Genomic DNA, 26,209 nt, shown 5'->3' with positions numbered 1-26,209 from the left:
GGGTGGCGTGCGATTCCTGAAGGGCCACGGCACCGGCAACGACTTCGTCATCCTGCCGGAGGGCACGCCCGAGCTCACACCCGAGTTCGTGGCCGCGGTGTGCGACCGGCGGCGCGGCATCGGGGGCGACGGCGTGCTGCGCGTGGCGCGCTCGGCACAGTCCGGCGTCGAGTGGTTCATGGACTACTGGAACTCGGACGGTTCCCTGGCCGAGATGTGCGGCAACGGTGCGCGCGTCTTCGCCCGTTACCTCGCCACCGCCGGCCTGGCGGCCGGCACGGTGCCGATCGACACCCGGGCCGGCGTCGTGCGCGCGGTGATCGGTGACGAGACCATCAGCGTCGACATGGGCCTCCCCAAGGTGTACGGGGAGAGCAGCGCTCGCGTCGGCGCCCTCCAACTGCCCGGCGTGGCGGTCGACTGCGGCAACCCCCACCTTGTGTGCGCGCTGCCGGCCGCGGTGCCGCTCGACGCGCTCGACCTGCACCTGGCGCCGGAGCACGACGAGCAGTTCTACCCCGCCGGGGTCAACGTCGAGTTCTACGTCCCGGTCGGTGACCTGCACGTCCGCATGCGCGTGCACGAGCGCGGCTCCGGCGAGACCCTCTCGTGCGGCACCGGCGCGGTGGCCGTCGCGGCGGTGGCGCTCGCGAACGCCGGGCGCGACACCGGCAAGGTGACGGTCGACGTCCCGGGCGGCCGGCTGACGGTCACCTTCGACGGCGCCGCGTGCCACCTGGCCGGACCCGCCGTGATCGTGGCATCGGGGGAGCTTTCACTCTGACCACTTGATCGATGTTGGTCGAGGTGCCAGACTGCACGCTTGGGAACGCTCCCACTGACTGCGATCAATCTCGGAGGTCGACCGATGCGCTGGACCAGCGGTGTGCTGTTCGGTGTCGCTGTCCTGGCGTTCGCCACCGGCTGCAACGGCCCGCAGGGCGACAACGCCGGCCCGCCCGGCGGCGTACCCTCGGCGTCCGCGCCCGCCCCGGTGGAGGGCACCCCGGTGCCCAACGGCCCGAACGTGCAGGAGGCGCTCGACGTCGCCAACAAGCAGTTCGAGATGCTGGCCAACGGCAACTGGGCCGGCGCCTGGGGCTTGTGGACGGAGTCGGCCAAGAAGCAGGTCGGGCAGAAGGACTTCGAAAAGGTCAACAAGACCTGCCCGGCCCAGAAGGGGCAGAAGATCGAGCTCCAGGACGTGCGCCCGGTGAACATGGAGCTGGTCGAGCTGACCTGGCGCCAGGGCGACAAGGTGGGGCACAGCGCGCTACGCCAGGCCGGCGGCAAGTGGCAGTACGAGCCCGCGAGCGAGACGCTGGTCGAGTACGCCAGCGGCGCCGACGCCGCGATAGCCAAGCGCAAGTCGTCCAACCTGTGCCCGGCGGCCTAACCGCGACCACCCGCGGAGCTAGAGCCCGCGGGAGCAACGGCGGGCGACCAAAAGCGGACGCGGGCAAATAGGCCTCAGCTCGAAGAGGGACGCCCGGCCTCCCGTACCGCCGCGGCCACCGCCGGCGCGACGCGCGGGTCGAAGACGCTGGGAACGATCACGCTGGGGTTGATCTTCTCCTCGCCCACGACGTCGGCGATCGCCCTCGCGGCCGCCAGCGCCATCTCCTCCGTGAACTCCTCGGCGTGCGCGTCCAGCATGCCGCGGAAGACGCCGGGGAAGGCGAGCACGTTGTTGATCTGGTTGGGCTGGTCGGAGCGGCCGGTGGCCACGATCGCCGCGTGCTTGCGGGCCTCGCGGGGGTCGACCTCGGGGTCGGGGTTGGCGAGCGCGAACACGATCGAGTTGGGCGCCATCGCCGCGATGTCGTCGCCGGTCAGCAGGTTAGGCGCGCTCACGCCGATGAAGACGTCCGCGCCGCGAAGCGCGCCGGGCAGGTCGCCCGAGTACCCGCCGGAGTTGGTGTGCTCGGCCAGCCACCGCCACGACGGGCTCATGTCGGCCATGCCGCGGTGGAGGGCGCCGAGGCGGTCGTACGCGATGATGTCGCCCACACCCTGGCGGAGCAGGAGCTTCATGATGGCCGTGCCCGCCGCGCCGGCCCCCGAGACGACGACCCGCACGTCTTCGAGGCGCTTGCCCACGACGCGCAGCGCGTTGGTGAGCGCGGCCAGGACGACGATCGCGGTGCCGTGCTGGTCGTCGTGGAAGACCGGGATGTCCAGCTCCTGCCGCAGCCGCTCCTCGATCTCGAAGCACCGCGGCGCGGCGATGTCCTCCAGGTTGATGCCGCCGTACGCCGGCGCGATCGCCTTCACGATGCGCACGATCTCGTCGGTGTCCTGGGTGTCGAGCACGACCGGCCACGCGTCGACCCCGCCGAAGCGCTTGAAGAGCGCCGCCTTGCCCTCCATCACCGGCAGCGCGGCGGCCGGGCCTATGTTGCCGAGGCCGAGCACCGCGGTGCCGTCGGTGACCACCGCCACGGTGTTGCGCTTGATGGTGAGGCGGCGGGCGTCGGCCGGGTTTTCGGCGATGGCGAGGCAGACGCGGGCCACACCCGGCGTGTACGCGCGGGACAGCTCGTCGCGGTTGCGAAGCGCGACCTTCGAGTTGACCTCGATCTTGCCGCCCAGGTGGAGCAGGAACGTGCGGTCGGAGACCTTGTGCACCTCGACGCCGGGCAGCACCTCGAGCGCCTTGACCACCTGGTCGGCGTGGGTGGAGTCGGCGGTGTCACAGGTGATGTCTACGGTCACCCGCACGTGGTCGGAGTCGACCACGTCGAGTGCGGTGACGACCGCGCCGGCCTCGCCGACGCACATGGTCAGCCGTCCGATCGCCGATGCGTCGGCGGTGACGCTCACCCGGACGGTGATGGAGAAGCCGGCGCTGGGCAGGCGGGTCGTGGGCACAGTATCCCTTTCGACTTTGAACGGGTAAGGCCATTTGTACTCCGGCGGAGACTGGGCATTTAACCCAGGTGCGTTCGAGCGATGCTCGTGACACCATGGAAGGCCGGACCAAACGGACACTCACCAGGGAGACCAGCTTGCAGGACGTCGTTCTCATGAGCGAAGACGCCACGACGGGCGAGCTGGAGCTTGAGGACCGCCACGCACTGCGCCGTGTCGCCGGCTTGTCGACCGAGCTCGCCGACGTCACCGAGGTGGAGTACAGGCAGCTGCGGCTCGAGCGCGTGGTGCTCGTCGGCGTGTGGACCGAAGGCACGATCACCGACGCGGAAAACTCGCTCACCGAGCTGGCCGCGCTCGCCGAGACCGCCGGTTCCCAGGTGCTCGAAGGTGTGATCCAGCGGCGCGGGCGGCCCGACCCGGCCACGTACATCGGGCGGGGCAAGGTCGACGAGCTGGGCTCGGTGGTCCAGTCGAGCGGCGCCGACACGGTGATCTGTGACGGCGAGCTCTCCCCGTCGCAGCTGCGCAACCTCGAGCAGCGCACCAAGGTCAAGGTGATCGACCGCACCGCGCTGATCCTCGACATCTTCGCCCAGCACGCCAAGAGCAAGGAGGGCAAGGCGCAGGTCGAGCTGGCCCAGCTGGAGTACCTGCTGCCCCGCCTGCGTGGTTGGGGCGAGGCGCTCTCCCGGCAGACCGGTGGCAGCGGCCGGGGTGGCGGCGCCGGCGGCGGCGTGGGCCTGCGCGGGCCCGGTGAGACCAAGCTCGAGACCGACCGCCGCCGCATCCGCACCCGCATCTCGAAGCTGCGCCGCGAGATCAAGGGCATGCGCACGGTACGTCGCACCATGCGCGCCAGTCGCGCCCGCAAATCCGTCCCCGCCATCGCCATCGCCGGATACACCAACGCCGGCAAGTCGAGCCTGCTCAATCGGCTGACCGGCGCGGGCGTGCTGGTGGAGGACGCGCTCTTCGCCACCCTCGACCCGACCACGCGGCGGGCCGAGACGCCCGACGGGCGGGTCTACACGCTCTCCGACACGGTCGGCTTCGTGCGCCATCTGCCGCACCAGATCGTCGAGGCGTTCCGCTCCACGCTGGAGGAGGTGGCCGAGGCCGACCTCGTCGTGCACGTGGTCGACGGTGCGCACCCCGACCCGGAGGAGCAGGTGCGCGCGGTGCGCGAGGTGCTCGCCGAGGTGGGCGCCGACGCGCTGCCCGAGCTGCTCGCGGTCAACAAGGTCGACGCGGCCGACGAGGAGACGCTGCTGCGGCTCAAGCGCACCTGGCCGGACGCGATCTTCGTCTCCGCCCGCACCGGGCGGGGCATCGACGAGCTGCGTGCGGCGATCGAGGCGCGGCTGCCGGTGCCGGCGGTGGAGCTGAGGGTCGTGGTGCCGTACGAGCGGGGCGAGCTGGTGTCCCGTATCCATCGACGGGGCGAGGTGCTCTCGTCCAGCCACACCGACCGCGGCACCGAGCTGCACGTGCGGGTCGACCAGGCACTCGCCGCTGAGTTGGCGCCGTTTGTGCACGCGGAGTGACGAAACATAGCGTTACCCACGGGATGCGCGCGGCGTGCGACACTGATCTGATGCGTCGTTTGGTGTCCTCGGTGGTGGTTGCGCTGGGCCTGGTCGGCACTGGTCTCGCCGCCTTCCCGGCGCCCGCTCTGGCGGCTGGTAAGAAGATCTGCACCATCCAGGATTCCAAGCTCGACGAGCTGTCCGGTCTGGTGACCACGAGCAGCGGATACATCGCGATCAACGACAGCAGTGAATCGTCCAACCGCAAGCGGGTCTTCTACCTCGACGGCAAGTGCGGCATCACCAAAAACGTGCAGTACACCGGCAACGGCCCCCGCGACACCGAAGACCTCGCGGTCTCACCCGACGCCAAGACGCTGTGGATCGCCGACACGGGTGACAACCCCGAGGCGAGCGAGCGGCGCAGCAGCGTCGCCTTGTGGAATATGCCGATCGGCGGCGGGTCGCGGCCGGTGCTCCACCGCGTGTCCTACCCGGGTGGCAAGCACTTCGACGCCGAGGCGCTGCTGATCGGCGCCAACAACACGCCGATCATCATCACCAAGACGGCGGGCAAGGCCGAGCTCTACAGCCCTTCGGCGGCGCTCAAGGCCAACAACGACACGCCTGTCCCGCTCAAGAAGGTGGGCGAGGTCACCCTGCCCAAGACGGAGACCAACAACCCGTTCGGTGCGGTCGGCCGGCTCACCGTCACCGGCGCCGCCCGCTCGCCCGACGGCAGCCGGGTCGTCCTGCGCACGTATGCCGACGCGTTCGAGTACGACGTGGCCGGCGGTGACGTGGTCAAGGCGCTCACCACCGGCGAGCCCCGCGCGACGGCGCTCGACAGCGACCAGTTCGGCGAGGCGATCACCTACAGCGCCGACGGCAAGACCTTCGTCACCGTCTCCGACCTGGGCAACCTTGGCGAAGACGCCAGCAACGACATGCTCCGGTACACGCCGTCGCAGAGCAAGCCGAAGGACACGGTCGCGGCCGAGGTGCAGGGCGGCGCCAGCGGCGCCAGCGAGCGTTCGTGGACCGACGACCTGACGATCGGCGACATCACCTACATGGTGGGCGCGATCGGCGTGGTCGGCGCGATCATGGTGGGCGCGGGCGTCTTCGGCATCATGCGGGCCCGCCGCCGCGCCCCCGGCGCGCCGCCCGCGCTCAAGGGCGGGCTCGGCCCGCGCGACGACCCCTCCGGCCCGACGATGGGCCGCCAGCCCGTGCCCGGCGCCACGGGCGTCGCCGCGGCGGCACCGGTCGACAAGAGCTTCGGATACGACGAGGCGAGCTGGGATCGCCGGCCGGGCGGCTACGACGACGGCTACCACTCGGGCCGCCCCGACGACGACTACCAGCCCGCCGGCACCACCTATGGTTCGGCCCGCCCCAAGTCCGGCGGCGTCTACGGCGGCGGTGGCGGCGGCAGCGTCTACGGCGGCGGTGGCGGGGGCAACGTCTACGGCGGCCAGGGCCGGGCGCCGCAGGAGAGCCCACCGGTCGTCGGCGGCGGCTACTCGTCGGGCGGCGTCTACGGCCGCCCGCAAGGCGGCATGTATCCGCCCGACGAGCCCTACTGACCCAAGGCCCAGATCCGAGCTACCGCGACGTCCCGTCGTGGTCCAGACCGTCGCGCGGGGGCCCCGGGGAAACGTGGAGCCCTTTGCCTGGCGGATGCGCGGCCCGCGGTGGAGGGGTGGTTGTCCACGATGCCTGTCGCCGCACAGGCGGCGAGGCGGCGAGATCGCAAACAAGGGCTTCGTCGCGCTGAGCAATCGCCGTCGCCATGTGCGCGGCCCAAGATTCGAGATCTTGGAGAGTTAGGGCGCCATATCAACCCTGACTGTCCTACATCTCGAAGTTCTTACCTGAGCCTGCTGACGCCGCGTCACCGATGGTGGCCGGCCCCCAGACCCCGCCCGCGAGGCGACAAAAGCAGGGATTTTGTCGCCTCGCGGCGCCTTACTTCACTTCACGCGGCGGAGGACGGCCACTACGCGGCCCAAGATGGTGGCGTCGTCGCCGGGGATCGGGTCGAAGGCTGGGTTTTGTGGCATCAGCCATACGTGGCCGTCTTTGCGGCGATACGTCTTCACGGTCGCCTCGCCCTCGATCATCGCGGCCACGATCTCGCCGGCGTTGGCGGTCGGCTGCTGGCGCACGACCACCCAGTCGCCGTCGCAGATCGCCGCCTCGACCATCGAGTCGCCCTTGACCTGGAGCATGAAGACCTCGCCCTCGCCGACCAGCTCGCGCGGCAGCGGGAAGACGTCTTCCACGGCCTGCTCGGCGAGGATCGGGCCACCGGCGGCGATGCGGCCCAGCATCGGCACGTACGCCGGGGTGGGGCGCGCCGCGCGGGCGGTCTCGTCGTCGAGCATCTCGCTGGGCGGCCGCACGTCGACCGCGCGCGGGCGGTTGGGGTCGCGGCGCAGGAAGCCCTTTCGCTCCAGCTCCTTCAGCTGGTAGGCCACGCTCGACGGAGAGACGAGCCCGACCGCCTCGCCGATCTCGCGCACGCTCGGCGGGTATCCGTAGCGCTCCACCCAGTCGCGGATGAACTCGAGGATCCGCCGCTGCCGTGCGGTCAGGTCGGCCGTCACCAGATCGGGGAAGGAGCTGACCACCGGCGTGACGGCGCGCAACTGGGGCGCGTCGGCGCTGCGGGACCGGGCCGGGCTGCGCCGCCGCGTGCCGGCGGTCGTCGCCGCGCCCTTGGTGCTCTTTTGCTGGGTCGGCGCTGGCCGTCCGCCTCGCTCGTCGGTGGGCACGGGTCTGTCCTCCCTGTTCGCGGTGGTGCGTCGCGGTGCGCGGTGGTGCTCACCCAATAGCTTGTCGCCCGGCCGGCCGCGTGTTTCGTGGGGATAGTGCCGCGGTGCCCCGGATCGGTGGACTCACCGTAACGGCAAGATTCGCCAGTTTCAAACATCTGTACGACCTGCGTGTCGGCGTGTCGTGTGTCAGGCCTCGACATCGCACAGATGTTCTGGTAGACCATCGTACGTCCGTTCGATCGAACTGCCGTTCGACCAGGGGTCGGGTCAATCGATGGGGGCCGCTATGCAGACGATGGAGGCACAGGCCACGATGGGTGCGACGCGCAGGCGTCCCACTCTCGCCCGGCCACCCGCGCCGGCGCTGCCCGGCGTGCTGGCGCTGGCGACCGCGGCCGGCGTGGTGCCCGCCCGAGCCGCGACGGCCGTCCACGGCGCGCGCGCCGCCGCCCGAGGTGCGGGTGGCACCCGCGGCGCGGCAAAGCCACGGTTGCGCCTCACCCGCCGCGGGCGGGTCGTGGTGTTCGCGCTCTTCCTGCTGCTCGCCGCCACCGCGGTCACCCTCGCGGCCACCGCCTCCCGTGCCGCCGACCCGTCCGGTCCGGCCGTCACGACGGTCGTCCAGCAGGACGACACCCTCTGGTCGATCGCCGAGCGCCACCACCTCAAGGGCGACCGCCAGGCGGTCATCGAGGAGATCCGTCGCCTCAACGGCCTCGACGACTACACCGTCTACGTCGGCCAGGAGCTCAAGCTCCCCAGCTGACCCAGCGGCCACTCCGCGCGCACCCTCGCTCGACGCGAGGGGCTGTCGCGTGTCCGCGGCCTGCCCCGACGCACCGGCGAAACCGGCCTGAGATCCACAACACGGCGACACCAAGCGGCAGGAATGACGTTGAGCTTGCGTCAGAGCGTCCGCTGGCCTAACGTCGAACCCCTAGATGTAGTAGTTACAAGGGTGTAAGTCGTCCACAGGTTGGGTTTCGCTCCACACAGCTTTCCCACACGTCATACACAGCCGTGTCCACAGGCCGTGGCGCTCGGCTGGGTATCAGCGTGCGCGAAAAGTTGTCGTAGGTGCCGCCTAGCCTGAGGGTGCTGAAGGGAGGTGTGTCGATGCGCTGTCCGTATTGTCGGCACGCCGACTCCCGGGTCGTCGACTCGCGAGAGGCCGACGACGGCCAGTTGATCCGCCGCCGCCGGGCGTGTCCCGAGTGCGGCAAGCGGTTCACGACCGTCGAGGAGGCGGTGTTGGCCGTTGTCAAGCGCAGTGGGGTGACCGAGCCCTTCAGCCGGACGAAGATCATCGGTGGCGTGCGCAAGGCGTGTCAGGGTCGGCCGGTCGACGAGGACGCGATCGCGCTCCTCGCGCAGAAGGTCGAGGAGACCGTCCGGGCGCGCGGCGCCGCCGAGATCCCCAGCCACGACGTGGGCCTGGCCATCCTGGGGCCGCTGCGCGAGCTGGACGAGGTGGCTTACCTGCGCTTCGCGAGCGTCTACCGGTCGTTCGAGTCACTGGGCGACTTCGAGCGGGAGATCGCGACACTGCGCGCAGCGGCCGCGGCTCGCGAGGGCGCTGGTCGAGCGGAGAGCGGCGGTCGCAGTCCGGTGCCAGAGCCGGCCGGCGGGCGTACCCAATAGGGCTCTGGGTTTTTGATCTTTAAGGTTTTGGGTTCCGAGGGGGCATTGACTATGTCGGGGGAAGGCGTGAGCGCAGGAAAGACGCGTGCGACGCGTAGCGCGACCGGGGGGCTGAAGGTCGAGCGGGTGTGGACGAGCGAGGGTGTCCACCCGTATGACGAGGTCGCCTGGGAGCGTCGTGACGTCGTGATGACCAACTGGCGCGACGGCTCGATCAACTTCGAGCAGCGGGGGGTCGAGTTCCCCGACTCCTGGAGCGTCAACGCGGCAAACATCGTGACGACCAAGTACTTCCGCGGCGCGGTCGGGACGCCGCAGCGGGAATGGTCGCTCAAGCAGCTCATCGACCGGGTGGTGAAGACCTACCGGGCGGCGGGAGAGCAGCACGGCTACTTCGCCACGCCGGCCGACGCCGAGATCTTCGAGCACGAGCTGACCTGGATGCTGCTGCACCAGGTGTTCAGCTTCAACTCGCCGGTCTGGTTCAACGTGGGCACGCCGTCGCCGCAGCAGGTCAGCGCCTGCTTCATCCTCGCCGTCGACGACTCGATGGACTCGATCCTCGACTGGTACAAGGAGGAGGGCCTGATCTTCAAGGGCGGGTCCGGCTCCGGCGTCAACCTGTCGCGCATCCGCTCGTCCAAGGAGCTGCTCTCCAGCGGCGGCACCGCGTCCGGCCCGGTCAGCTTCATGCGCGGCGCCGACGCGAGCGCCGGCACGATCAAGTCGGGCGGCGCCACGCGGCGCGCGGCCAAGATGGTGATCCTCGACGTCGACCACCCGGACATCGAGGAGTTCGTGGTCACCAAGGCGCGCGAGGAAGACAAGATCCGCGCCCTCCGCGACGCGGGCTTCGACATGGACCTCGGCGGCCGCGACATCGTCAGCGTGCAATACCAAAACGCCAACAACTCGGTCCGCGTCTCCGACGAGTTCATGCGCGCGGTCGACGAGGGCGCCAGCTTCGACCTGCGCGGCCGCCTCGACGGCTCGGTCGTGGAGACCGTCGACGCCAAAAAGCTCTTCGGCACGATCGCGCAGGCCGCGTGGGAGTGTGCCGACCCCGGCCTCCAGTACGACGACACGATCAACGACTGGCACACCTGTCCCGAGACCGGCCGCATCACCGCGTCCAACCCCTGCTCGGAGTACCTGCACCTGGACAACTCCTCGTGCAACCTCGCCTCGCTCAACCTCATGAAGTTCCTCCGGGCCGACGGTGGCTTCGAGGTGGAGAAGTTCGTGCGGTCGGTCGAGTTCGTGATCACCGCGATGGACATCTCGATCTGCTTCGCCGACTTCCCGACCGAGAAGATCGGGGTCACCACCCGGGCCTACCGCCAGCTCGGCATCGGCTACGCCAACCTCGGCGCGCTGCTGATGGCCTCCGGCCTGCCCTACGACTCCGAGGGTGGCCGCGCGGTCGCCGGCGCGATCACCTCGCTGATGACCGGCACCGCCTACCGCCGCTCGGCCGAGCTCGCCGGCGTGGTGGGCCCCTACGAGGGATACGCGCGCAACGCCGAGCCGCACAAGCGGGTCATGCGCAAGCACGCGGCCGCCAACGACGAGATCAAGCCGTCGCACCCGGTGGCCACCGCGATCGTCCGCGAGGCCACCAAGCAGTGGACCCAGGGCAACAAGATCGGCGACAAAAACGGCTGGCGCAACTCGCAGGCCTCGGTCCTCGCCCCCACCGGCACCATCGGCCTGATGATGGACTGCGACACCACCGGTGTGGAGCCCGACCTGGCGCTGGTCAAGTTCAAGAAGCTGGTCGGCGGCGGCTCGATGCAGATCGTCAACCAGACGGTCCCGCGCGCGCTCCGCTCCCTCGGCTACCCGGAGGAGCAGGTCGAGGCGATCGTCGAGCACATCTCCGAGCACGGCCACGTGGTCGACGCGCCGGGCCTCAAGACCGAGCACTACGGGGTCTTCGACTGCGCGATGGGCGAGCGTTCGATCGCGCCGATGGGCCACGTGCGGATGATGGCGGCGGTGCAGCCGTTCATCTCCGGCGCCATCTCCAAGACGGTCAACATGCCCGAGTCGGCCACCGTCGAGGATGTCGAGCAGATCTACTACGAGGGCTGGAAGCTCGGCCTCAAGGCGCTCGCCATCTACCGCGACAACTGCAAGGTCGGCCAGCCGCTGTCGGCGAGCTCGAAGAAGGCGGAGGTCGCCACCGCGGAGCCGGAGAAGGTCGTCGAGTACCGGCCGATCCGCAAGCGGCTGCCGAAGAAGCGCCCCTCGGAGACGGTCTCGTTCTCGGTCGGCGGGGCCGAGGGCTACCTCACCGCCTCGTCCTACCCGGACGACGGCCTCGGCGAGGTCTTCCTCAAGATGTCCAAGCAGGGCTCGACGCTGGCCGGCGTGATGGACGCCTTCTCGGTGGCGATCTCCATCGGCCTCCAGTACGGCGTGCCGCTGGAGACGTTCGTCAGCAAGTTCACCAACATGCGCTTCGAGCCGGCGGGCATGACCGACGACCCGGACATCCGCATGGCCGCCTCGGTGATGGACTACATCTTCCGGCGGCTGGCGCTCGACTTCCTGTCCTACGAGCGCCGGGCCGAGCTGGGCATCTTCACCGCCAAGGAGCGCGCCGCCCAGATCGCGGCCGAGGCCGAGGGCACGATCGACCTGGCCGGCATGGCCCAGTCCGCGCCGGTGTCGGCCCCGGTCCCGCCGCCGGCGTCCGTCTCCGACGAGGTGGCGGCGGCCAAGCCGGCGCCTAACGTGGGCTCGTCGACGGAGCTGCTGGAGGCCGTGATCGGCAAGGCGGCCGACGCGCCGCTCTGCTTCACCTGCGGCACCAAGATGCGGCCGGCGGGCAGCTGCTACGTCTGCGAGGGCTGCGGCTCCACGAGCGGCTGTAGCTGATCGCTCTCTGACGTGATGGCCGCCCCGGCCGGGGCGGCCATCACGCGTTTCAGGCGGTGCGGGTGAAGTACATGTGCCAGTTGGTCTCCCACTCCTTGCCGTCCAGGGAGAAGGCCTGCTGCCAGTGCGCCGCGTCACCCGTGATCTCGGACCAGACGAAGCGCACCTTCACCGGCCGCCCCTCGAACATGTCCGTGCCCATGAACTCGCCCACCCCGTCCACGAAGCGCCCCGTCACCGGCGGGTCCATGCGGCCGGTGCGGCTGCTCATCCAGTAGAGCGACCACATCTCCGTGTCCAGGTCGTAGACGCGGGCGGTGGCGCCGCGCCAGCCCTTCGTGGGGAAGGTGATCTCGTCGAAGTTGCCGGCGCCGTCGAAGAACGTGTGCGCCACCGAGCGCCCGGGGAACTCCTCCCACTCGTCGCTGCCGGCCAGCCGCTTCGTCAGGTAGCGGTTGGCAACGTCCCAGGTGCCGGTGAAGAAGTCGAAGTCATTCATGGAGGCATCATCCGGGGTGGTGACTGACAGCCAGTGGCAGGAATTAGCGCGACGTTTCCGCGGACACCGGCTAGGTTTGTCGCCGTGCATCTTGGCGTGCTTCCCCCTCCCGTCCGCTAAGCGCGGGCGGGTCCTTCACTGAGCCCCCACCGCCGGACCGGCTAGACGGTCCCGCGGTCGATGGCTGCCGCCCGCATTCCCAGCGGTCCTCGTCAGCCATCCACAGTGGAGTCTTCGCATGCCCGTCTTCTTCATCGTCATCGCCGCGGCCGCCTGGGGTACGGGTGGAGCCGTGGCCGCCCTTCTCTACCAGGACAGCGGCCTCGGCCCGATCGCCGTGTCGTGGTGGCGAATGACCATCGGCGTCATGGTCCTGGGCGCGGCCCTCGCGGTCCGGCGCCGCACGCTCCTCCCGCGTCGTTTCGTCCGGTCGCGCCGGGGCTGGGGGCGGCTCGCCGCCATCGGGGTGGGGCTGGCCGTCTACCAGAGCGCGTACTACGGTGCGATCGCGCACATCGGCCTCGCCGTCGGCACGGTCGTCACGCTGGGCGCCGGCCCGGTGCTGATCGCGTTCGGGGCGCGGGTCACGATGGGCGAGCGCATCGGCCGCGCCGGCACGGTCGCCGTCGCGCTCGCGCTCGCCGGCCTGGTCTTGCTGACCGGCGGCTCAGGCAGCGCCGGCACCCGGCCGGCGCTCGGCATCGGCCTGGCCCTCCTCTCCGCCGCCGGCTACGCGGTGGTCACCCTCCTGACCCGCGCCCGGGGTACCGGCGGGCAGCCTTACGACACGGCGCTCGCCGGCTTCGTGGTCGGCGGGGTGTGCCTCCTGCCGTTCGCGCTCGTGGAAGGGCTGGGCGGTGCCTACACGGCGGGCACGATCGGTTCGCTGCTCTACCTGGGGGCGGTGCCGAGCGCGCTCGCTTACGGCCTCTTCTTCGCCGGCCTGGCCCACGTGCGCGCGGCGACCGCCTCGGTCGTGACGTTGCTGGAGCCGGTGGTGGCGGCCGGGATCGCGGTGGCGCTGCTGGGGGAGCGGCTCTCCGGCGCCGCTGTGGCCGGCACGGTGGTGCTGCTGGCCGCGGTCGCGATCCTGGTGGCAACGGAAGACACACCAGCGGCGACCGAGCAGCTGAAGCCGGCCGAGCGGCCCGACGCCGCCGGGCGGCCCGAGGCGGCTGGGCGGCCCGAGGCGGCCGGGCGGTCCGAGGTGGCCGGGCGGCCTCAAAAGACCGAGCGGCCCACGAAGGCCGAGCGGACCGAGGCGGCCGAGCCTGAGCCGGTCGGCGGCTGAAACCGAACGATAGGGTCGGGGCGTGGACCGGCTCGCGCCCCGACCCTTGCACGAGCCCCACCCGTCCCGCCTACCCCTCGACCACCCCCGCCACGACGAGATCATCGCCGCGCACGACGCCGCCCTCGCCGCGGACGAGGCGGGGTACCTCGACCCGGACACCGGCCTCTTCGTGCTCACGGCGAGCTTCCACGCCAAGCGCGGCACCTGCTGCGGCCGCGGCTGCCGCCACTGTCCGTACGTCGACAGTCCGTAGATCGGCAACCCGCGCTACTGTCCCGCCATGGCGAAGTTTGTCGTGGTGGGGGCCGGGATCGTGGGCCTCGCGGTCGCGCACCGGATCACCCAGGATTTCCCGGACGCGCAGGTGACCGTCCTGGAGAAGGAGGAGCGGGTCGCCACCCACCAGACCGGCCACAACTCCGGCGTGATCCACGCGGGCGTCTACTACAAGCCGGGCAGCCTCAAGGCGACCCTCTGCCGGGCTGGTTCGCGGTCGATGGTGGAGTTCTGTGCCGAGCACGGCATCCGCCACGAGGTGTGCGGCAAGCTGATCGTCGCCACCAGCGAGGAGGAGCTGCCCCGCCTGCGCGCGCTGCACGAGCGTGCCGCCGCCAACGGCCTCCCGGTCAAGCTGATCGGCAAGGAGGAGGCCGCGGAGTACGAGCCGCACGTCAACTGCGTCCAGGCCCTCCACGTGGCCTCGACCGGCATCGCCGACTTCGCCGCGGTGTGCGAGACCCTCGCCGCGCTCGCCGAGAAGGCGGGTGCCGAGGTGCGCTTCGGCGCCAAGGTGACCGGCATCGTCGCCCGCGACGACCGGCAGATCATCGAGACGACGGTGGGCGACGTGCGCGCGGACGTGCTCGTCAACTGCGCCGGCCTGCACGCCGACCGGGTGGCGCGGCTGGCCGGGGTGGACCCGCCGGCGCGCATCATCCCGTTCCGCGGCGAGTACTACGAGCTTCGCCCCGAGCGGCGCGACCTCGTGCGCGGCCTGATCTACCCGGTGCCCGACCCGCAGTTCCCGTTTCTCGGCGTGCACCTGACCCGCATGGTCGACGGCACCGTCCACGCTGGACCGAACGCGGTGCTCGCGCTCGCCCGCGAGGGCTACACGTGGCGCAGGGTCAACCCGCGCGACATCGCCGACTTCGCCGCCTACTCCGGACTGTGGCGGCTGGCCCGGCGCCACCTCGGCTACGGCCTGACCGAGGTGCGCCGCTCACTGTCCAGGCGCCGCTTCGCGCAGAGCCTGGCGCGCCTGGTGCCGGAGGTCGGCGAGGGCGACCTGGTGCGCACGGAGGCGGGTGTGCGGGCGCAGGCGATCGCGCCGGACGGTGCGCTTGTCGACGACTTCCTGATCGTGGCGCGCGAGCGGCAGGTACACGTGCTCAACGCCCCCTCGCCCGCCGCCACCAGCTCCCTCGAGATCGCAAAACACATCGTGTCGCACCTTCCGGGCTTTCCTGCCGCCGCCTGAGGCCCTATCGTGGCCCACGAACTTTGACCCGGTACCGGCAAGGCTGCCGCGAACCAGGAGGGCCACACCCGTGCGGACCCGTGCGCGACGCTTCGGCGCGAGCCTATTGCTGCTGCTCCTCGCCGGCTGTGGCACGGAGGCGTCCGCCGACACACCGCCCGCGCCGCCGCCGGTGGCGCCCGACATCCCCGCGGCCGCCGCGGGTGGCGTGTGCCAGCTGCTCGACTACGTGCTGATCGAGCGGATCGTCGGCGTCAAGTTCGACATCGCCGCCGCGCAGAAGGTCGACAAGACCTACACCTGCGCGGTGCAGTCGATGGGCGCGCCCCGCCCCGACCTGGTGCTGTCGGTGACGGTGACGCAGGCCGACGCCGAGGTCTTCAAAGAGGAGCTGATCCCCGAGGGCGGCGCGGCCGTCAGCGGCCTGGGCAAGGCCGCCTACCGCCAGATCCGGGGCGCCGGCGGCAGCGCCGGCCCGGGCGTCGAGGTCGGCTGGCTGACCGCCGACGCGCGCCTGATCGTCCTCCGCTACACATCCGCGCCCGGCGATCCCAAGTCGGCCGCGGACGCGCTCGCCCCCAAGCTCATCGCCCTCGCGAAGGAAATCAACCAGACAAGCGTATAGAGCAAATTTCCCGGGCCGCGTCAGCTGGAGACCGCCGCTCCCGCCGGAGACCGCGGCGGCCGGCGGCTCGCAGAGCGAGCCGAAATCCCCGCCCCCCGCTGCCACGTCCGCGCGACAAGCCCAACCCCGGCGGCTCGCCCCGAGCCCCCCAATAGGGCAGCCGTATCACCGTCTGGACGGGTATACGGGAGCCCTCCTCATCTCCGGCTTTGAAATGGATCTTCTCGGACGAGGCGGAAGAAGGTCGGGTTAGCGGGCGGCGACGAAGACGCGGGACGCCACCTCGCGGGGGAGGCGGACCTTGTCGCCGGAGCGGTCGATCGTCACGCCGTCGCGCTCCTGTGCGACGGTGACCGTCACGCCCGGGTCGACGCCCGCCGCGTGCAGCTGGCGGAGCACGTCGGCGTCGGTTTGGACGCTCTCGCAGATGCGCCGCACCACCACCTGGCCGACGAGGCCGGGGAACGCGAGGTTGCGCTCGCCGCCGTCTTCACCACCGGCGGCCGGGGTCGCGCCGTTGCCGAGCGCGTCGAGGCCGGGGATGGGGTTGCCGTACGGCGAGCGGGTGGGGCGGTTGAGCAGCTCGTAGACCTTCTTTTCCACCGTGTCGCTCATCACGTGCTCCCACCGGCAGGCCTCCTCGTGGGCATCCTCGTAAGGCATGCCGATCACGTTGACCAGGAGGAGCTCGGCCAGGCGGTGCTTGCGCATGACGGACACGGCGTGGGCCCGACCGGAGTCGGTGAGCAGCAGGTGCCGGTCGCCCTCCACGGTGAGCAGACCGTCGCGCTCCATGCGGGCGACCGTCTGGCTGACGGTGGGGCCGCTCTGGTGCAGCCGCTCGGCGATGCGCGCACGCAGCGGCGGCACACCCTCCTCTTCGAGCTCGAGGATGGTCTTCAAATACATTTCGGTGGTATCGACCAAGTCGTTCACGGCGCAGCCCTCCCTCGCACATGCTACCCCTGCGAGACGGCGCGGCCTGTCCCGCAGTAGCAGCCTGGCGGTGGTTGACTGGACCGCGTGGCCGTACGCGAAGACTTTATCGTGCACCCCTCCGAGCTCGCGAGCGAGCTGAGCAAGCTCAGCACGCTGGAAACACCGACGCTTCTCGACGTGCGCTGGCGGCTCGCCGGCCCGCCCGGCCGCGACGACTACACGGCCGGGCATCTTCCCGGTGCCGTCTTCCTCGACCTCGACGCCGACCTCTGCGGCCCGCCCGGCAAGGGCGGACGCCACCCGCTGCCCGACCCCGACGACCTCCAGCGCGTGCTGCGGGCCGCCGGCGTGCGGGCCGGTCACCCCGTCGTCGTGTACGACCTCGGCGACGGCGTCCCCGCCGCCCGCGCCTGGTGGACGCTGCGCTGGGCGGGGCACGAGTCGGTGCGGGTGCTCGACGGCGGGTTCCCGGCCTGGGTGGCGGCCGGTCTGCCGGTCACCGCCGAGCTGCCCGAGCCCGAGCCGGGCGACTTCACCGTGCGGCCGGGCGGCATGCCGGTGCTCGACGCGGCGCAGGCTGGCCGCCTGGCCAGCGAGGGCGTGCTGGTCGACGTGCGGGCGGCGCCGCGCTACCGGGGCGAGGTCGAGCCGATCGACCCGGTCGCCGGCCACATCCCCGGCGCGGTCAACCTCCCGACCACCGACCATGTGGAGGCCGACGGCCGGCTGCGCGACGCCGATGCCCTCCGGTCCCGGTTCGCCGAGGTCGGTGTCGACGACGGGGTGCGCGTCGGCGCGTACTGCGGCTCCGGGGTGACCGCGGCGCACACCGTGCTCGCGCTCAACCTGGCTGGCCGCACCGACGCCGCGCTCTATGTGGGGTCGTGGAGCGAGTGGATCACGGACCCCGACCGCCCCGTGGCCTGAACCCGCTGGCGCTCCTCGCGCGGGCCCGGCGCCGGGGCACCGTGGCCCGGCTGGGGGTGCCCGGCGCCCGCGTCTACCTGGTCAGCGATCCCGCCGCCATCCAGGAGGCGCTGACCCGCACCCAGCGGGAGTACGCGAAGGGCGTGGGCCGCCGCGGCCGCGAGCCGCTCAAGCGGGTGCTCGGCGACGGCCTGCTGACCAGCCCGCCCGACCTGCACCGCCAGCAGCGGCGGCTGGTGCAGCCGCTGTTCCACCGGGAGGCCGTGGCCGGATACGCGGAGACGTTCACCGCGCTGGCCGGGGCGGCGGCCGCCGGGTGGCGCGACGGCGAGGTGCGCGACGTGCACCGCGACATGACCGCGCTGACGCTCGCGATCGTCGCGCGCACGGTCTTCGACGCCGAGGTCGGCGACGCCGCGGTCACCACGGTCAGCCGCGCGCTCGCCCGCAACCAGCGGGCTCTTCGCCGCGAGATCCTTCCCGGCGGTACCCTCCTGGACCGGCTGCCATTGCCGGCGACCCGGCGGTGGCGCGCGGACAGCGCGGCGGTCGATGCCGTGGTCTATGGGTTGATCGAGGCCCGGCGTGCCGAGCCGGGCGTGGCAAGCTCCGATCCGAGGAGCCCAGCGAGCGAAGCGAGCGCGGCCGGCTCACCGCGCGACCTGCTCAGCCTGTTGCTCGCCACCGGCATGCCCGACCGGCTGATCCGCGACGAGGCGCTGACCCTGCTGCTGGCCGGGCACGAGACCACGGCGAACGCGCTGGCGTGGACGTTCGCGCTGCTGTCGCACGACCCGGCGGCGCAGGAGCGGATCGCGGGCGGCGACCGGGCGTTCACGGCGGCGGTGGTGCGCGAGTCGCTGCGCCTCTACCCGCCGGCGTGGGCGATTTGGCGCCACCTCGTCGAGGCGCGCGAGGTGGGCGGTCGGCGGCTGCCGGCCGGCGCGACGCTCATCCTCAGCCCCTGGGTGATGCACCGCGACCCGGCGTGGTGGCCCGAGCCGGAGCGCTTCCTCCCCGAGCGGTGGCTGGACGGCCCGCCGCCGGAGCGATACGCGTACTTCCCGTTCGGCAGCGGGCCCCGGCAGTGCGTGGGCAACGAGTTCGCCGAGCTGGAGGCGACCCGCGTCACCGAGGCCGTCTGCGCCCGCTGGGTGCTCGCCCCCGCGGGCCCGGTCGTGCCGCAGCCGTTGATCACGCTCCGTCCGCGCCACGGCGTGCCGGTCCTGCTCCGCGTGCGACGATGAGCCGATGAGCGGGAGTCGTGAGGCTACGGGCCTGGGCCACGACGGCGGACGAGCGCCGAGCGACGGAGCGTCGGTAGGCGGAGTGCACGGCGCTCTGGTGGTGTGGGACGAGGCGCTGCTGGCGTACGACATGGGCGACCACCCGCTCGACCCCGTCCGCGTCGAGCTGACCATCGCACTCGCCCGCGAGCTGGGCGTCCTCGACCGCCCGGGAGTGCGTGTGGTGGCGCCCAAGCCGGCCGACGACGCCGCGCTCACCCGCGTGCACCGGGCCGACTACATCGAGGCGGTCCGCGCCGCGCCGGACGACCCGTTCTTCTCCGGCTGGGGGCTCAACACACCGGACAACCCCGTCTTCGACGGCATGCACGAGGCGAGCGCGCTGGTCTGCGGCGCCACCCTCGCGGCCGCCGAGGCGGTGTGGCGCGGCGAGGTGCGGCGGGCGGTCAACGTCGCCGGCGGGCTGCACCACGCGATGCCCGCGCGGGCGGCTGGCTTCTGCGTGTACAACGACCCGGCCGTCGCCATCGCCCGGATGCTCGACCTGGGCGCCGAACGCGTCGCGTACGTCGACATCGACGTGCACCACGGCGACGGCGTGCAGACGATCTTCTACGACGACCCGCGGGTGCTCACGGTCAGCCTGCACGAGACGCCGCTCGCGCTGTTTCCCGGCACCGGCTTCCCGGAGGAGACCGGCGGCGAGGGCGCCGAGGGCACGTCGGTCAACGTCGCGCTCCCGCCCGGCACCGCCGACACTGGCTGGCTGCGCGCGTTTCACGCGGTGGTGCCGTCCGTGCTGCGCGCGTTCCGGCCGCAGGTGCTCTTCACCCAGTGCGGCGCCGACAGCCACCGCCTCGACCCGCTCGCCGACCTGCGCCTGTCGGTCGACGGGCAGCGGGCCGCCCACCTGGCCCTGCGCGCCCTGGCCGACGAGCTGTGCGAGGGCCGGTGGATCGCGACGGGCGGCGGCGGGTACGCGCTCGTCGAGGTCGTCCCGCGGACCTGGACCCACCTGCTCGCGGCCGCCACGGGCGACCCGATCGAGCCGGCGACCCTCACCCCGCTGGGCTGGCGCGCACTGGCCAAGCGCCGCCGCCCGCAGCGTGAGGTGCCGCTGCGGATGACCGACGACGCCGACGTGTCACACCGGCCGTGGCAGCCGGAGAGCGAGCCCGACGCCGTCGACCGCGCCATCATGGCCACGCGCAAGGCCGTCTTCCCCCTCCACGGCCTCGACCCGCACGACCCGCGCGACTAGTGCGGTGGCCCAACGTTTGTGGCCACCGCCCGAATCCCCTTGTTTAGACAGAGATTTGAGCTACCGCGACGTCCGTCGTGGTCCGGACCGTTGCTCCCGCGGCCTCACCCGTCCGCCGTTGGTCGCGCTCACCCCTGCGCGCAACCGGCGGGAGGAAAGGGGGTTGTCGTCGCCGCGTGTAACGGCCACGAGGGTGTGAGCGGCGCGAGGTTCGAGATCTCGAAGTCTGGTCCGTTTGGCTGGTTACGTTGCGTCAGGGTGGCGCGGGTGGGGCCGCGTAGACCCGCTCGGGCTTGTCTCGCGGAGCTGGCAGTGGACGGCCGGGGGTTTCGGCGAGCGCTGCGAGCCGCCGGCCGGGAGCGGTGCCCGCGGGAGCATACGGTCCGCCGCTGACGCGGACGTGGGCAAATTTGCCTTGAAGCAACGCCACGACGAGCGGCGACCCTGACCCCGAAAGGTCTCTAAAGAACGGTGTGACGACTTCCCGCCCGCGATAGTCGAGCCCGCGGCGGCCGGCGAGGCGATGATGGAGGCGTGATCCGGGACCGGTCGGCCGACGTGTTGCTGAGTGACGGCTCGACCGTCCACCTGCGCCAGATCCGGCCGGAGGACGCGGCCGGGATCGTCGCGATGCACTCGCGCTTCTCCGAGCGCACCCGCTACCTGCGCTACTTCTCGCCCTACCCGCGGATCCCCGAGCGCGACCTCCAGCGCTTCGTCAACGTCGACCACCACGCCCGCGAGGCCTTCGTCATCGAGACCGGCGGCCGGATCCTCGCGGTCGGTCGCTACGAGCGGCTGGGGCCGGAGGCGGCCGAGGCCGAGGTGGCGCTCGTCGTAGAGGACGCCTACCAGGGGCGCGGCGTCGGGTCGGTGCTGCTGGAGCACTTGGCCGCCGCGGCGCGGGATGCCGGCGTGAGCCGGTTCGTGGCCGAGGTGCTGCCGGAAAACTCCACCATGCTGCGGGTCTTCGCCGACGCCGGCTACCAGATCCAGCGCCAGTACGCGGACGGCGTCGTCCATCTCACGTTCCCGATCGCGCTGACCGAGCAGTCGCTCGAGGTGCAGTGGCGGCGGGAGCAGCGGGCCGAGGCGCGCTCGATCGCCCGCCTGCTCAGCCCGCGCGGTGTCGCCGTGTACGGCGCGAGCGCGAGCGGCCACGGCATCGGCGCGGCGATTCTCGGCCACCTGCGCGACGGTGGCTTCACCGGTCCGATCCACCCGATCCACCCCAGCGCCGGTGCGGTGGGCGGCCTGCCCGCCCTGCGCTCGGCGCGCCTGGCCGAGGGCATCGACCTCGCCGTGGTGGCGGTGCCGCCGGAGGCGGTGCCCGGCGTGGTCGACGACGCGGCCGCCGCCGGCGTGCACGGGCTCGTCGTGGTCTCGGCCGGCTTCGCCGAGACGGACACCGAGGCCGGCGCCGCCGCCGAGCGCGAGCTCACCCGGGCGGCGCACGCGGCGGGCATGCGGGTCGTCGGCCCCAACTGCCTCGGCGTGGCCAACACCCACGACGGGGTACGCCTCAACGCCACCCTCTCCCCGCGCCTCCCGCTGCCCGGCCGCGCCGGCTTCTTCAGCCAGTCGGGCGCGCTGGGCGTCGCGCTTCTCGCCGAGGCGGACCGGCGCGGGCTGGGGCTGTCGAGCTTCGTCTCGGCCGGCAACCGCGCCGACGTCTCCGGCAACGACCTGCTCCAGTACTGGGAGGACGACCCGGCGACCGACGTGATCCTGCTGTACCTGGAGAGCTTCGGCAACCCGCGCAAGTTCGCCCGGCTGGCCCGCCGGATCGGCCGCACCAAGCCCATCGTCGCGGTCGCCTCAGCCGCCCGCGGGCTCTCCCGGTCGCGCTCGCCGGGCGACCGGCGCGATCCGGCCACCGGGCCAGACCGCGACGGGGTGGCCGCGCTCTTCGCGCACGCCGGCGTGATCCGGGTCGACACGGTGGCCGAGCTCTTCGACGTCGGCGTGCTGCTGGCGCACCAGCCGCTGCCGGCCGGCCGGCGGGTGGGCATCGTGGGCAACTCCACCGCGCTCACCCGCCTCGCCGCGGCCGCCTGCGCGGACGGCGGGCTGGCCGTGGCCGAGGGGTACCCGCGGCACGTGCCGCCCCAGGCCGGCGCGAACGAGTTCGGCGACGCGCTTGCCGAGGCGTCCACCGACGGGGGAGCGGACGCGCTCGTCGTGGTCTTCGCGCCGCCCGTGCCGGGCCAGCTGTCCGATGAGGACGCCGACTTCGCCACCGCCTTGGCGAGCGTGGCGCTGGCCGGTGACAAGCCGACCGTCGTCACGTCCCTTGTGGACAAGATGCCGGCCGGCGTGCCGGCCTACCCGTCGGTGGAAGAGGCGGTGCGGGCCCTCGCGCGCGTCTCCGGGTACGCCGACTGGCTGCGCCGTCCACCCGGGACTGTCCCCGAAGTGGCCACAGTGGACTCGTTCGACGTCCTTACCGCGTACGGCATCGACGTCGTCCCCTCGCTGCCGGCCGAGTCGGCGGAGGAGGCGGTCGCGGCGGCCGACCGGCTCGGCTACCCGGTGGCGCTCAAGTCGGCCGGCGAGGCGCTGCGCCACCGGCTCGACCTCGGCGCGGTCCGCCTCGACCTGACCGACGAGTCAGCCGTCGCGCGGGCCTACACGGAGATGGCCGGCAACTTCGGACCGGGCGTGCTGGTGCAGGCGATGGTCCCGGCGGGCGTGGCCTGCGTGGTCGAGCTGGTGGAGGATCCGGCCTTCGGGCCGGTGGTGGGCTTCGGGTTGGGCGGCGTGGCCACCGAACTGCTCGGCGACCGGGTGTGGCGGCCGGCCCCGCTGACCGACCGCGAGGCCGCCGCGATGGTCGACGAGCCGCGGGCGGCGCCGCTGCTGCGCGGCTACCGGGGCGCCGAGCGGGTCGACCGGGAGGCACTGGCCCAGCTGCTGATCCGGGTGGGGCGGCTGGCCGACGAGCGCCCCGAGGTGCGCGAGCTGCGGCTCAACCCGGTGCTGGCGCGCGCCGACGGGCTGTCGGTGTTGCACGCCGAGCTGGTGCTCGGCCCACCCACCGACCGCCCCGACACCGCACCGCGCCGTCTCTGATACTGGGATAGGGCTCCCATATCGTGGGCGGCCGGCGTTAGCGTGCGGGTCATGGCGACGTACACGCACGGGCATCACGAGTCGGTCCTGCGATCGCACCGGTGGCGCACGGCGGAAAACTCCGCGGCCTACCTGCTCGGCCACCTTGCGCCCGGCCTGGACGTGCTCGACGTGGGGTGCGGCCCGGGCACGATCACGGCCGACCTGGCGAGGCTCGTCGCGCCCGGCCGGGTGACCGCGGTCGACACGTCCGAGGCGGCGCTGGAGGAGGCCCGCCGGGCGGCCGGCCCAGCCGGCGTCGAGTTCGCGGTGGCCGACGTGCACGCGCTCGACTTCCCGGACGCGTCGTTCGACGTCGTGCACGCCCACCAGGTGCTCCAGCACGTGGAGGACCCGGTGGCCGCGCTCCGCGAGATGCGCCGGGTGTGCCGACCGGGCGGGATCGTGGCCGCGCGCGACTCCGACTACGCGGCGATGACCTGGTATCCCGAGACGCCCGAGCTGGACACCTGGCTGGCCCTCTACCGCGACGTGGCCCGGCGCAACGGCGGTGAGCCGGACGCGGGGCGGCGGCTGCACGCGTGGGCGCGGCAGGCCGGCTTCGCCGACATCACCGCGACGGCGTCGGTGTGGTGCTTCGCCTCGGACGAGGACCGGGCCTGGTGGAGCGGCATGTGGGCGGAGCGGATCACGCACTCGGCCATCGCCACCCAGGCGCTCGCGGCCGGGTACCCGCAAAGCAAGCTGGACCACATCGAGGAAGGCTGGCGGAAATGGGGCGCCGTGGAGGACGGCTGGTTTGCCATCCTCCACGGCGAAGTGATCTGCCGGCCCTAGCTGGCGTACGCCTCCAGGCGCTTGGCCCGGGACGGGTGGCGGAGCTTGAGCAGGGTGACCTTCTCGATCTGGCGGATCCGCTCGCGGGAGAGGCCGAACTCGCGGCCCACCTCGTCGAGCGTGCGCTGGCGGCCGTCGTCGAGGCCGAAGCGGAGGCGGATGACCGCCTGCTCCCGCTGGGAGAGCGTGGCGAGCACGATCTCGACCTCGCTGCGCAGCTCGCCCTGCGCGACGCTGTCGGCCGGCTCCGCGCGCGGGTCGACACCGGCGACGAAGTCGCCGAGCGCGCTCTCGCCGTCTTCACCCACGGCCTGGTCGAGGCTGACCGGCTCGCGGTCGTACGAGATCAGCTCGATCACCTGGAACTCCGGCACGCCCATCGCCTTGGCCACCTCGGCGATCGTGGGCTCGCGGCCGAGCGTGGTGCTGAGGTCGCGGCGGGCGCGCACCATGCGGTTGACCTGCTCCACCATGTGCACCGGGATGCGGATGGTGCGGGCCTGGTCGGCCATGGCGCGGGTGATGGCTTGGCGGATCCACCAGGTGGCGTAGGTGGAGAACTTGTAGCCCTTGGTGTAGTCGAACTTTTCGACGGCGCGGATGAGGCCGAGGTTGCCCTCTTGGATGAGGTCGAGGAAGGCCATGCCACGGCCGGTGTACCGCTTGGCGATGCTGACCACCAGCCGCAGGTTGGCCTCGAGCAGGTGGTCCTTTGCCGCGCGACCCTCGACAGCGACGGTCGCCAGGTCTTCCCGTATGGCCGGCGAGAGCGTCGCGTCCGCGAGCTTCTCCTCGGCGAAGAGCCCCGCCTCGATGCGCTTGGCCAGCTCGACCTCCTGAACGGCGGTGAGCAGCTTGGTCCGACCGATACCGTTCAGATACGCCCGGACCAGGTCGGCCGACACTCCCCGCTCGTCGGTGGCGTCGAGGTCGGCATCGAGGGTGAGCTCGTTGTCGTTCATTTGCAGGACCACCTTTAGTCGCCTCCCCGCGTCGACAGATGGCACGCGTCCCAGCTGCCCGAGTGGCGCTGGTGAGAAAAGCTTGGCGGTCGGGGCGTGAAGCGGGAGTGAGGCGGACGCTCCGTGGCACTAATCCGGTAGTTGATTAGCCCGGGGTACACCTTTTAGGGGAAATGTCGGCGGTTGCTGCCTGGAGTTAGTGTGCTGGAGTTGCGATAGCTCCAACCCCCGATCCGGGAGGACGACGTGGTCTTCAAGCGCATGTTGCAGGCGATGGGTGTGGGAGGCCCGTCGGTCGAGACGGTGCTCAGCAACCCCAACTGCCGGCCGGGCGGCTACCTGGAGGGTCAGGTGCACGTGGTCGGTGGCGACCACGCGGTCGACATCGAGTACGTGGCCGTCGGGCTGGTCACGCGCGTAGAGGTGGAGAGCGGCGACTCGGAGTACGACACGACCCAGGAGTTCCACCGCCAGCGGCTGACCGGCTCGTTCCGGCTCAACCCGGGCGGCCGCCACGACGTGCCGTTCCGCTTCGACGTGCCGTGGGAGACCCCGATCACCGAGCTCTACGGGCAGCACCTGCACGGCATGACCATGGGCCTGCGCACCGAGCTCGAGGTGGCCCGCTCGGTCGACAAGGGCGACCTCGATGCCGTGGCCGTGCACCCGCTGCCCGCCCAGGAACGCATCCTCGACGCCCTGCTCAGGCTGGGTTTCCGCTTCAGCAAGGCCGACGTCGAGCGCGGCCGCATCCGCGGCGTGCAGCAGTCGCTGCCGTTCTACCAGGAGATCGAGTTCTACCCGGCGCCCCAATACGCGCGCGCCTTCAACCAGCTCGAGGTCACCTTCCTGCCCACGCCGCACCAGCTACAGGTCGTGCTGGAGCTCGACAAGCGCGGCGGCCTCTTCACCGAGGGCCAGGACGCGTTCGGCCGCTTCACGGTCGACTACGCGGGGGCCGAGCAGGCCGATTGGGCCGGCCAACTGGACGCGTGGCTCCGCCAGTCAGCTCAACGCCGGGGGCTGTTCTTCTAAATCTCGCCGAGGTCGTCGGGCCCGGGAGGATCACACTTCAAAGACGGAGACATTGAGCTACCGCGATGTCCGCGGTGGTCCGGACCGCTGCTCCCGCGGCCCCACCCGTCCGCTGTTGGTCACCCCCGCACAGGGTGGGCCGGCCTCGCCGGCCACCGTCTGTGACGCGGCGTCAGCAGGTTCAGGTAGGAAACGTCGAGATCTAGGTGTACTGCCCACGGACGTTGGTGACACGGGGATCTTGAAAGGGTGAGGACCTCCTCGGTAGGTGTGGAGCTACCACAACAGCCGCACCATCCGAGGGAGGTCCTCGTGCCCCACCGT

General features: G+C 71.8%; 22 protein-coding genes. 17 read left to right on the top strand and 5 right to left on the bottom strand.

The window, feature by feature from the left end; all coding sequences use genetic code 11:
- Positions 1–7 precede the first annotated feature (7 nt).
- A complete protein-coding gene (gene dapF / locus ACTMTJ_RS42160) occupies positions 8–784 on the top strand; it encodes a diaminopimelate epimerase (protein WP_441224382.1) in 777 nt (258 codons plus the stop codon).
- Between the two features lie 84 nt (positions 785–868).
- Positions 869–1,396, top strand: a complete 528-nt coding sequence (locus ACTMTJ_RS42155; RefSeq protein WP_441224381.1) for a hypothetical protein — start codon at positions 869–871, stop codon at positions 1,394–1,396.
- Positions 1,397–1,470: 74 nt separating this feature from the next.
- Here the strand turns inward: ACTMTJ_RS42155 and ACTMTJ_RS42150 are convergent, their stop codons facing one another.
- A complete protein-coding gene (locus ACTMTJ_RS42150; protein WP_441224380.1) occupies positions 1,471–2,871 on the bottom strand; it encodes an NAD-dependent malic enzyme in 1,401 nt (466 codons plus the stop codon).
- Between the two features lie 95 nt (positions 2,872–2,966).
- Between ACTMTJ_RS42150 and hflX the strand changes: the two genes are divergently transcribed.
- Positions 2,967–4,418 carry a GTPase HflX gene (gene hflX / locus ACTMTJ_RS42145; RefSeq protein WP_441224379.1) on the top strand — a complete coding sequence of 484 codons (1,452 nt, stop codon included), beginning with the start codon at positions 2,967–2,969 and terminating at the stop codon, positions 4,416–4,418.
- A 50-nt stretch (positions 4,419–4,468) separates the two neighbouring features.
- The gene (locus tag ACTMTJ_RS42140) at positions 4,469–5,989 is read left to right on the top strand and encodes a hypothetical protein (RefSeq protein WP_441224378.1); all 1,521 of its coding nucleotides are present in this window, start codon (positions 4,469–4,471) and stop codon (positions 5,987–5,989) included.
- A gap of 387 nt (positions 5,990–6,376) precedes the next feature.
- Here the strand turns inward: ACTMTJ_RS42140 and lexA are convergent, their stop codons facing one another.
- Positions 6,377–7,180, bottom strand: a complete 804-nt coding sequence (lexA, locus tag ACTMTJ_RS42135; protein ID WP_441224377.1) for a transcriptional repressor LexA — start codon at positions 7,178–7,180, stop codon at positions 6,377–6,379.
- Between the two features lie 289 nt (positions 7,181–7,469).
- On the opposite strand from lexA, the gene ACTMTJ_RS42130 reads away from it, so the two are divergent.
- The 3 genes from ACTMTJ_RS42130 to ACTMTJ_RS42120 all read left to right on the top strand — a co-directional run bounded on the left by ACTMTJ_RS42130 (position 7,470) and on the right by ACTMTJ_RS42120 (position 11,707).
- On the top strand, positions 7,470–7,949 hold the full coding sequence (locus ACTMTJ_RS42130; RefSeq protein ID WP_441224376.1) for a LysM peptidoglycan-binding domain-containing protein: 480 nt from the start codon (positions 7,470–7,472) through the stop codon (positions 7,947–7,949).
- Between the two features lie 350 nt (positions 7,950–8,299).
- Positions 8,300–8,824 carry a transcriptional regulator NrdR gene (gene nrdR / locus ACTMTJ_RS42125; RefSeq protein ID WP_441224375.1) on the top strand — a complete coding sequence of 175 codons (525 nt, stop codon included), beginning with the start codon at positions 8,300–8,302 and terminating at the stop codon, positions 8,822–8,824.
- Between the two features lie 51 nt (positions 8,825–8,875).
- Positions 8,876–11,707 carry a vitamin B12-dependent ribonucleotide reductase gene (locus ACTMTJ_RS42120; protein ID WP_441224374.1) on the top strand — a complete coding sequence of 944 codons (2,832 nt, stop codon included), beginning with the start codon at positions 8,876–8,878 and terminating at the stop codon, positions 11,705–11,707.
- A 49-nt stretch (positions 11,708–11,756) separates the two neighbouring features.
- On the opposite strand, the gene ACTMTJ_RS42115 is transcribed toward ACTMTJ_RS42120, so the two are convergent.
- On the bottom strand, positions 11,757–12,206 hold the full coding sequence (locus ACTMTJ_RS42115; protein WP_441224373.1) for a hypothetical protein: 450 nt from the start codon (positions 12,204–12,206) through the stop codon (positions 11,757–11,759).
- A gap of 238 nt (positions 12,207–12,444) precedes the next feature.
- On the opposite strand from ACTMTJ_RS42115, the gene ACTMTJ_RS42110 reads away from it, so the two are divergent.
- The 4 genes from ACTMTJ_RS42110 to ACTMTJ_RS42095 all read left to right on the top strand — a co-directional run bounded on the left by ACTMTJ_RS42110 (position 12,445) and on the right by ACTMTJ_RS42095 (position 15,605).
- Complete coding sequence (locus ACTMTJ_RS42110; protein WP_441224372.1) at positions 12,445–13,497, top strand: DMT family transporter; 1,053 nt, start codon at positions 12,445–12,447, stop codon at positions 13,495–13,497.
- A 22-nt stretch (positions 13,498–13,519) separates the two neighbouring features.
- The gene (locus ACTMTJ_RS42105) at positions 13,520–13,753 is read left to right on the top strand and encodes a DUF5522 domain-containing protein (RefSeq protein ID WP_441224371.1); all 234 of its coding nucleotides are present in this window, start codon (positions 13,520–13,522) and stop codon (positions 13,751–13,753) included.
- 27 nt (positions 13,754–13,780) lie between these two features.
- On the top strand, positions 13,781–14,980 hold the full coding sequence (gene lhgO, locus ACTMTJ_RS42100; RefSeq protein WP_441224370.1) for an L-2-hydroxyglutarate oxidase: 1,200 nt from the start codon (positions 13,781–13,783) through the stop codon (positions 14,978–14,980).
- 70 nt (positions 14,981–15,050) lie between these two features.
- The gene (locus ACTMTJ_RS42095; RefSeq protein WP_441224369.1) at positions 15,051–15,605 is read left to right on the top strand and encodes a hypothetical protein; all 555 of its coding nucleotides are present in this window, start codon (positions 15,051–15,053) and stop codon (positions 15,603–15,605) included.
- Positions 15,606–15,854: 249 nt separating this feature from the next.
- Here the strand turns inward: ACTMTJ_RS42095 and ACTMTJ_RS42090 are convergent, their stop codons facing one another.
- Complete coding sequence (locus tag ACTMTJ_RS42090) at positions 15,855–16,541, bottom strand: metal-dependent transcriptional regulator (RefSeq protein ID WP_441224368.1); 687 nt, start codon at positions 16,539–16,541, stop codon at positions 15,855–15,857.
- Between the two features lie 87 nt (positions 16,542–16,628).
- Between ACTMTJ_RS42090 and ACTMTJ_RS42085 the strand changes: the two genes are divergently transcribed.
- The 5 genes from ACTMTJ_RS42085 (at position 16,629) to ACTMTJ_RS42065 (ending at position 23,888) form a co-directional block, all read left to right on the top strand.
- On the top strand, positions 16,629–17,471 hold the full coding sequence (locus ACTMTJ_RS42085) for a sulfurtransferase (protein ID WP_441224367.1): 843 nt from the start codon (positions 16,629–16,631) through the stop codon (positions 17,469–17,471).
- Complete coding sequence (locus ACTMTJ_RS42080) at positions 17,429–18,718, top strand: cytochrome P450 (RefSeq protein ID WP_441224366.1); 1,290 nt, start codon at positions 17,429–17,431, stop codon at positions 18,716–18,718. The genes ACTMTJ_RS42085 and ACTMTJ_RS42080 overlap by 43 nt, the downstream gene beginning before the upstream one ends.
- A 130-nt stretch (positions 18,719–18,848) precedes the next feature.
- A complete protein-coding gene (locus tag ACTMTJ_RS42075; protein WP_441224422.1) occupies positions 18,849–19,979 on the top strand; it encodes an acetoin utilization protein AcuC in 1,131 nt (376 codons plus the stop codon).
- 534 nt (positions 19,980–20,513) lie between these two features.
- Positions 20,514–23,051, top strand: a complete 2,538-nt coding sequence (locus ACTMTJ_RS42070) for a bifunctional acetate--CoA ligase family protein/GNAT family N-acetyltransferase (protein ID WP_441224365.1) — start codon at positions 20,514–20,516, stop codon at positions 23,049–23,051.
- Positions 23,052–23,102: 51 nt separating this feature from the next.
- On the top strand, positions 23,103–23,888 hold the full coding sequence (locus tag ACTMTJ_RS42065; protein WP_441224364.1) for a methyltransferase domain-containing protein: 786 nt from the start codon (positions 23,103–23,105) through the stop codon (positions 23,886–23,888).
- On the opposite strand, the gene sigB is transcribed toward ACTMTJ_RS42065, so the two are convergent.
- Complete coding sequence (sigB, locus tag ACTMTJ_RS42060; protein WP_441224363.1) at positions 23,885–24,850, bottom strand: RNA polymerase sigma factor SigB; 966 nt, start codon at positions 24,848–24,850, stop codon at positions 23,885–23,887. The genes ACTMTJ_RS42065 and sigB overlap by 4 nt on opposite strands.
- Positions 24,851–25,096: 246 nt before the next feature.
- Between sigB and ACTMTJ_RS42055 the strand changes: the two genes are divergently transcribed.
- Positions 25,097–25,885: a sporulation protein gene (locus ACTMTJ_RS42055; RefSeq protein ID WP_441224362.1), complete on the top strand. Its 789-nt coding sequence runs from the start codon at positions 25,097–25,099 to the stop codon at positions 25,883–25,885.
- Positions 25,886–26,209 lie beyond the last annotated feature (324 nt).

This window comes from Phytohabitans sp. LJ34, assembly GCF_052068095.1.
GTDB lineage: Bacteria > Actinomycetota > Actinomycetes > Mycobacteriales > Micromonosporaceae > Phytohabitans.
Note: the sequence above shows the minus strand (reverse complement) of the source record. Positions and strands in the feature narration are given on the sequence as shown.

Excerpts from the sequence above, each read along its gene's own strand:
- lhgO (WP_441224370.1), top strand. The coding sequence starts at position 13,781 with ATGGCGAAGTTTGTCGTGGTGGGGGCCGGGATCGTGGGCCTCGCGGTC.
- ACTMTJ_RS42130 (WP_441224376.1), top strand. The coding sequence starts at position 7,470 with ATGCAGACGATGGAGGCACAGGCCACGATGGGTGCGACGCGCAGGCGT.
- ACTMTJ_RS42110 (WP_441224372.1), top strand. The coding sequence starts at position 12,445 with ATGCCCGTCTTCTTCATCGTCATCGCCGCGGCCGCCTGGGGTACGGGT.
- ACTMTJ_RS42065 (WP_441224364.1), top strand. The coding sequence starts at position 23,103 with ATGGCGACGTACACGCACGGGCATCACGAGTCGGTCCTGCGATCGCAC.
- ACTMTJ_RS42120 (WP_441224374.1), top strand. The coding sequence starts at position 8,876 with ATGTCGGGGGAAGGCGTGAGCGCAGGAAAGACGCGTGCGACGCGTAGC.
- ACTMTJ_RS42140 (WP_441224378.1), top strand. The coding sequence starts at position 4,469 with ATGCGTCGTTTGGTGTCCTCGGTGGTGGTTGCGCTGGGCCTGGTCGGC.
- sigB (WP_441224363.1), bottom strand. The coding sequence starts at position 24,850 with ATGAACGACAACGAGCTCACCCTCGATGCCGACCTCGACGCCACCGAC.
- ACTMTJ_RS42115 (WP_441224373.1), bottom strand. The coding sequence starts at position 12,206 with ATGAATGACTTCGACTTCTTCACCGGCACCTGGGACGTTGCCAACCGC.
- hflX (WP_441224379.1), top strand. The coding sequence starts at position 2,967 with ATGGAAGGCCGGACCAAACGGACACTCACCAGGGAGACCAGCTTGCAG.
- ACTMTJ_RS42155 (WP_441224381.1), top strand. The coding sequence starts at position 869 with ATGCGCTGGACCAGCGGTGTGCTGTTCGGTGTCGCTGTCCTGGCGTTC.
- nrdR (WP_441224375.1), top strand. The coding sequence starts at position 8,300 with ATGCGCTGTCCGTATTGTCGGCACGCCGACTCCCGGGTCGTCGACTCG.
- ACTMTJ_RS42075 (WP_441224422.1), top strand. The coding sequence starts at position 18,849 with ATGGGCGACCACCCGCTCGACCCCGTCCGCGTCGAGCTGACCATCGCA.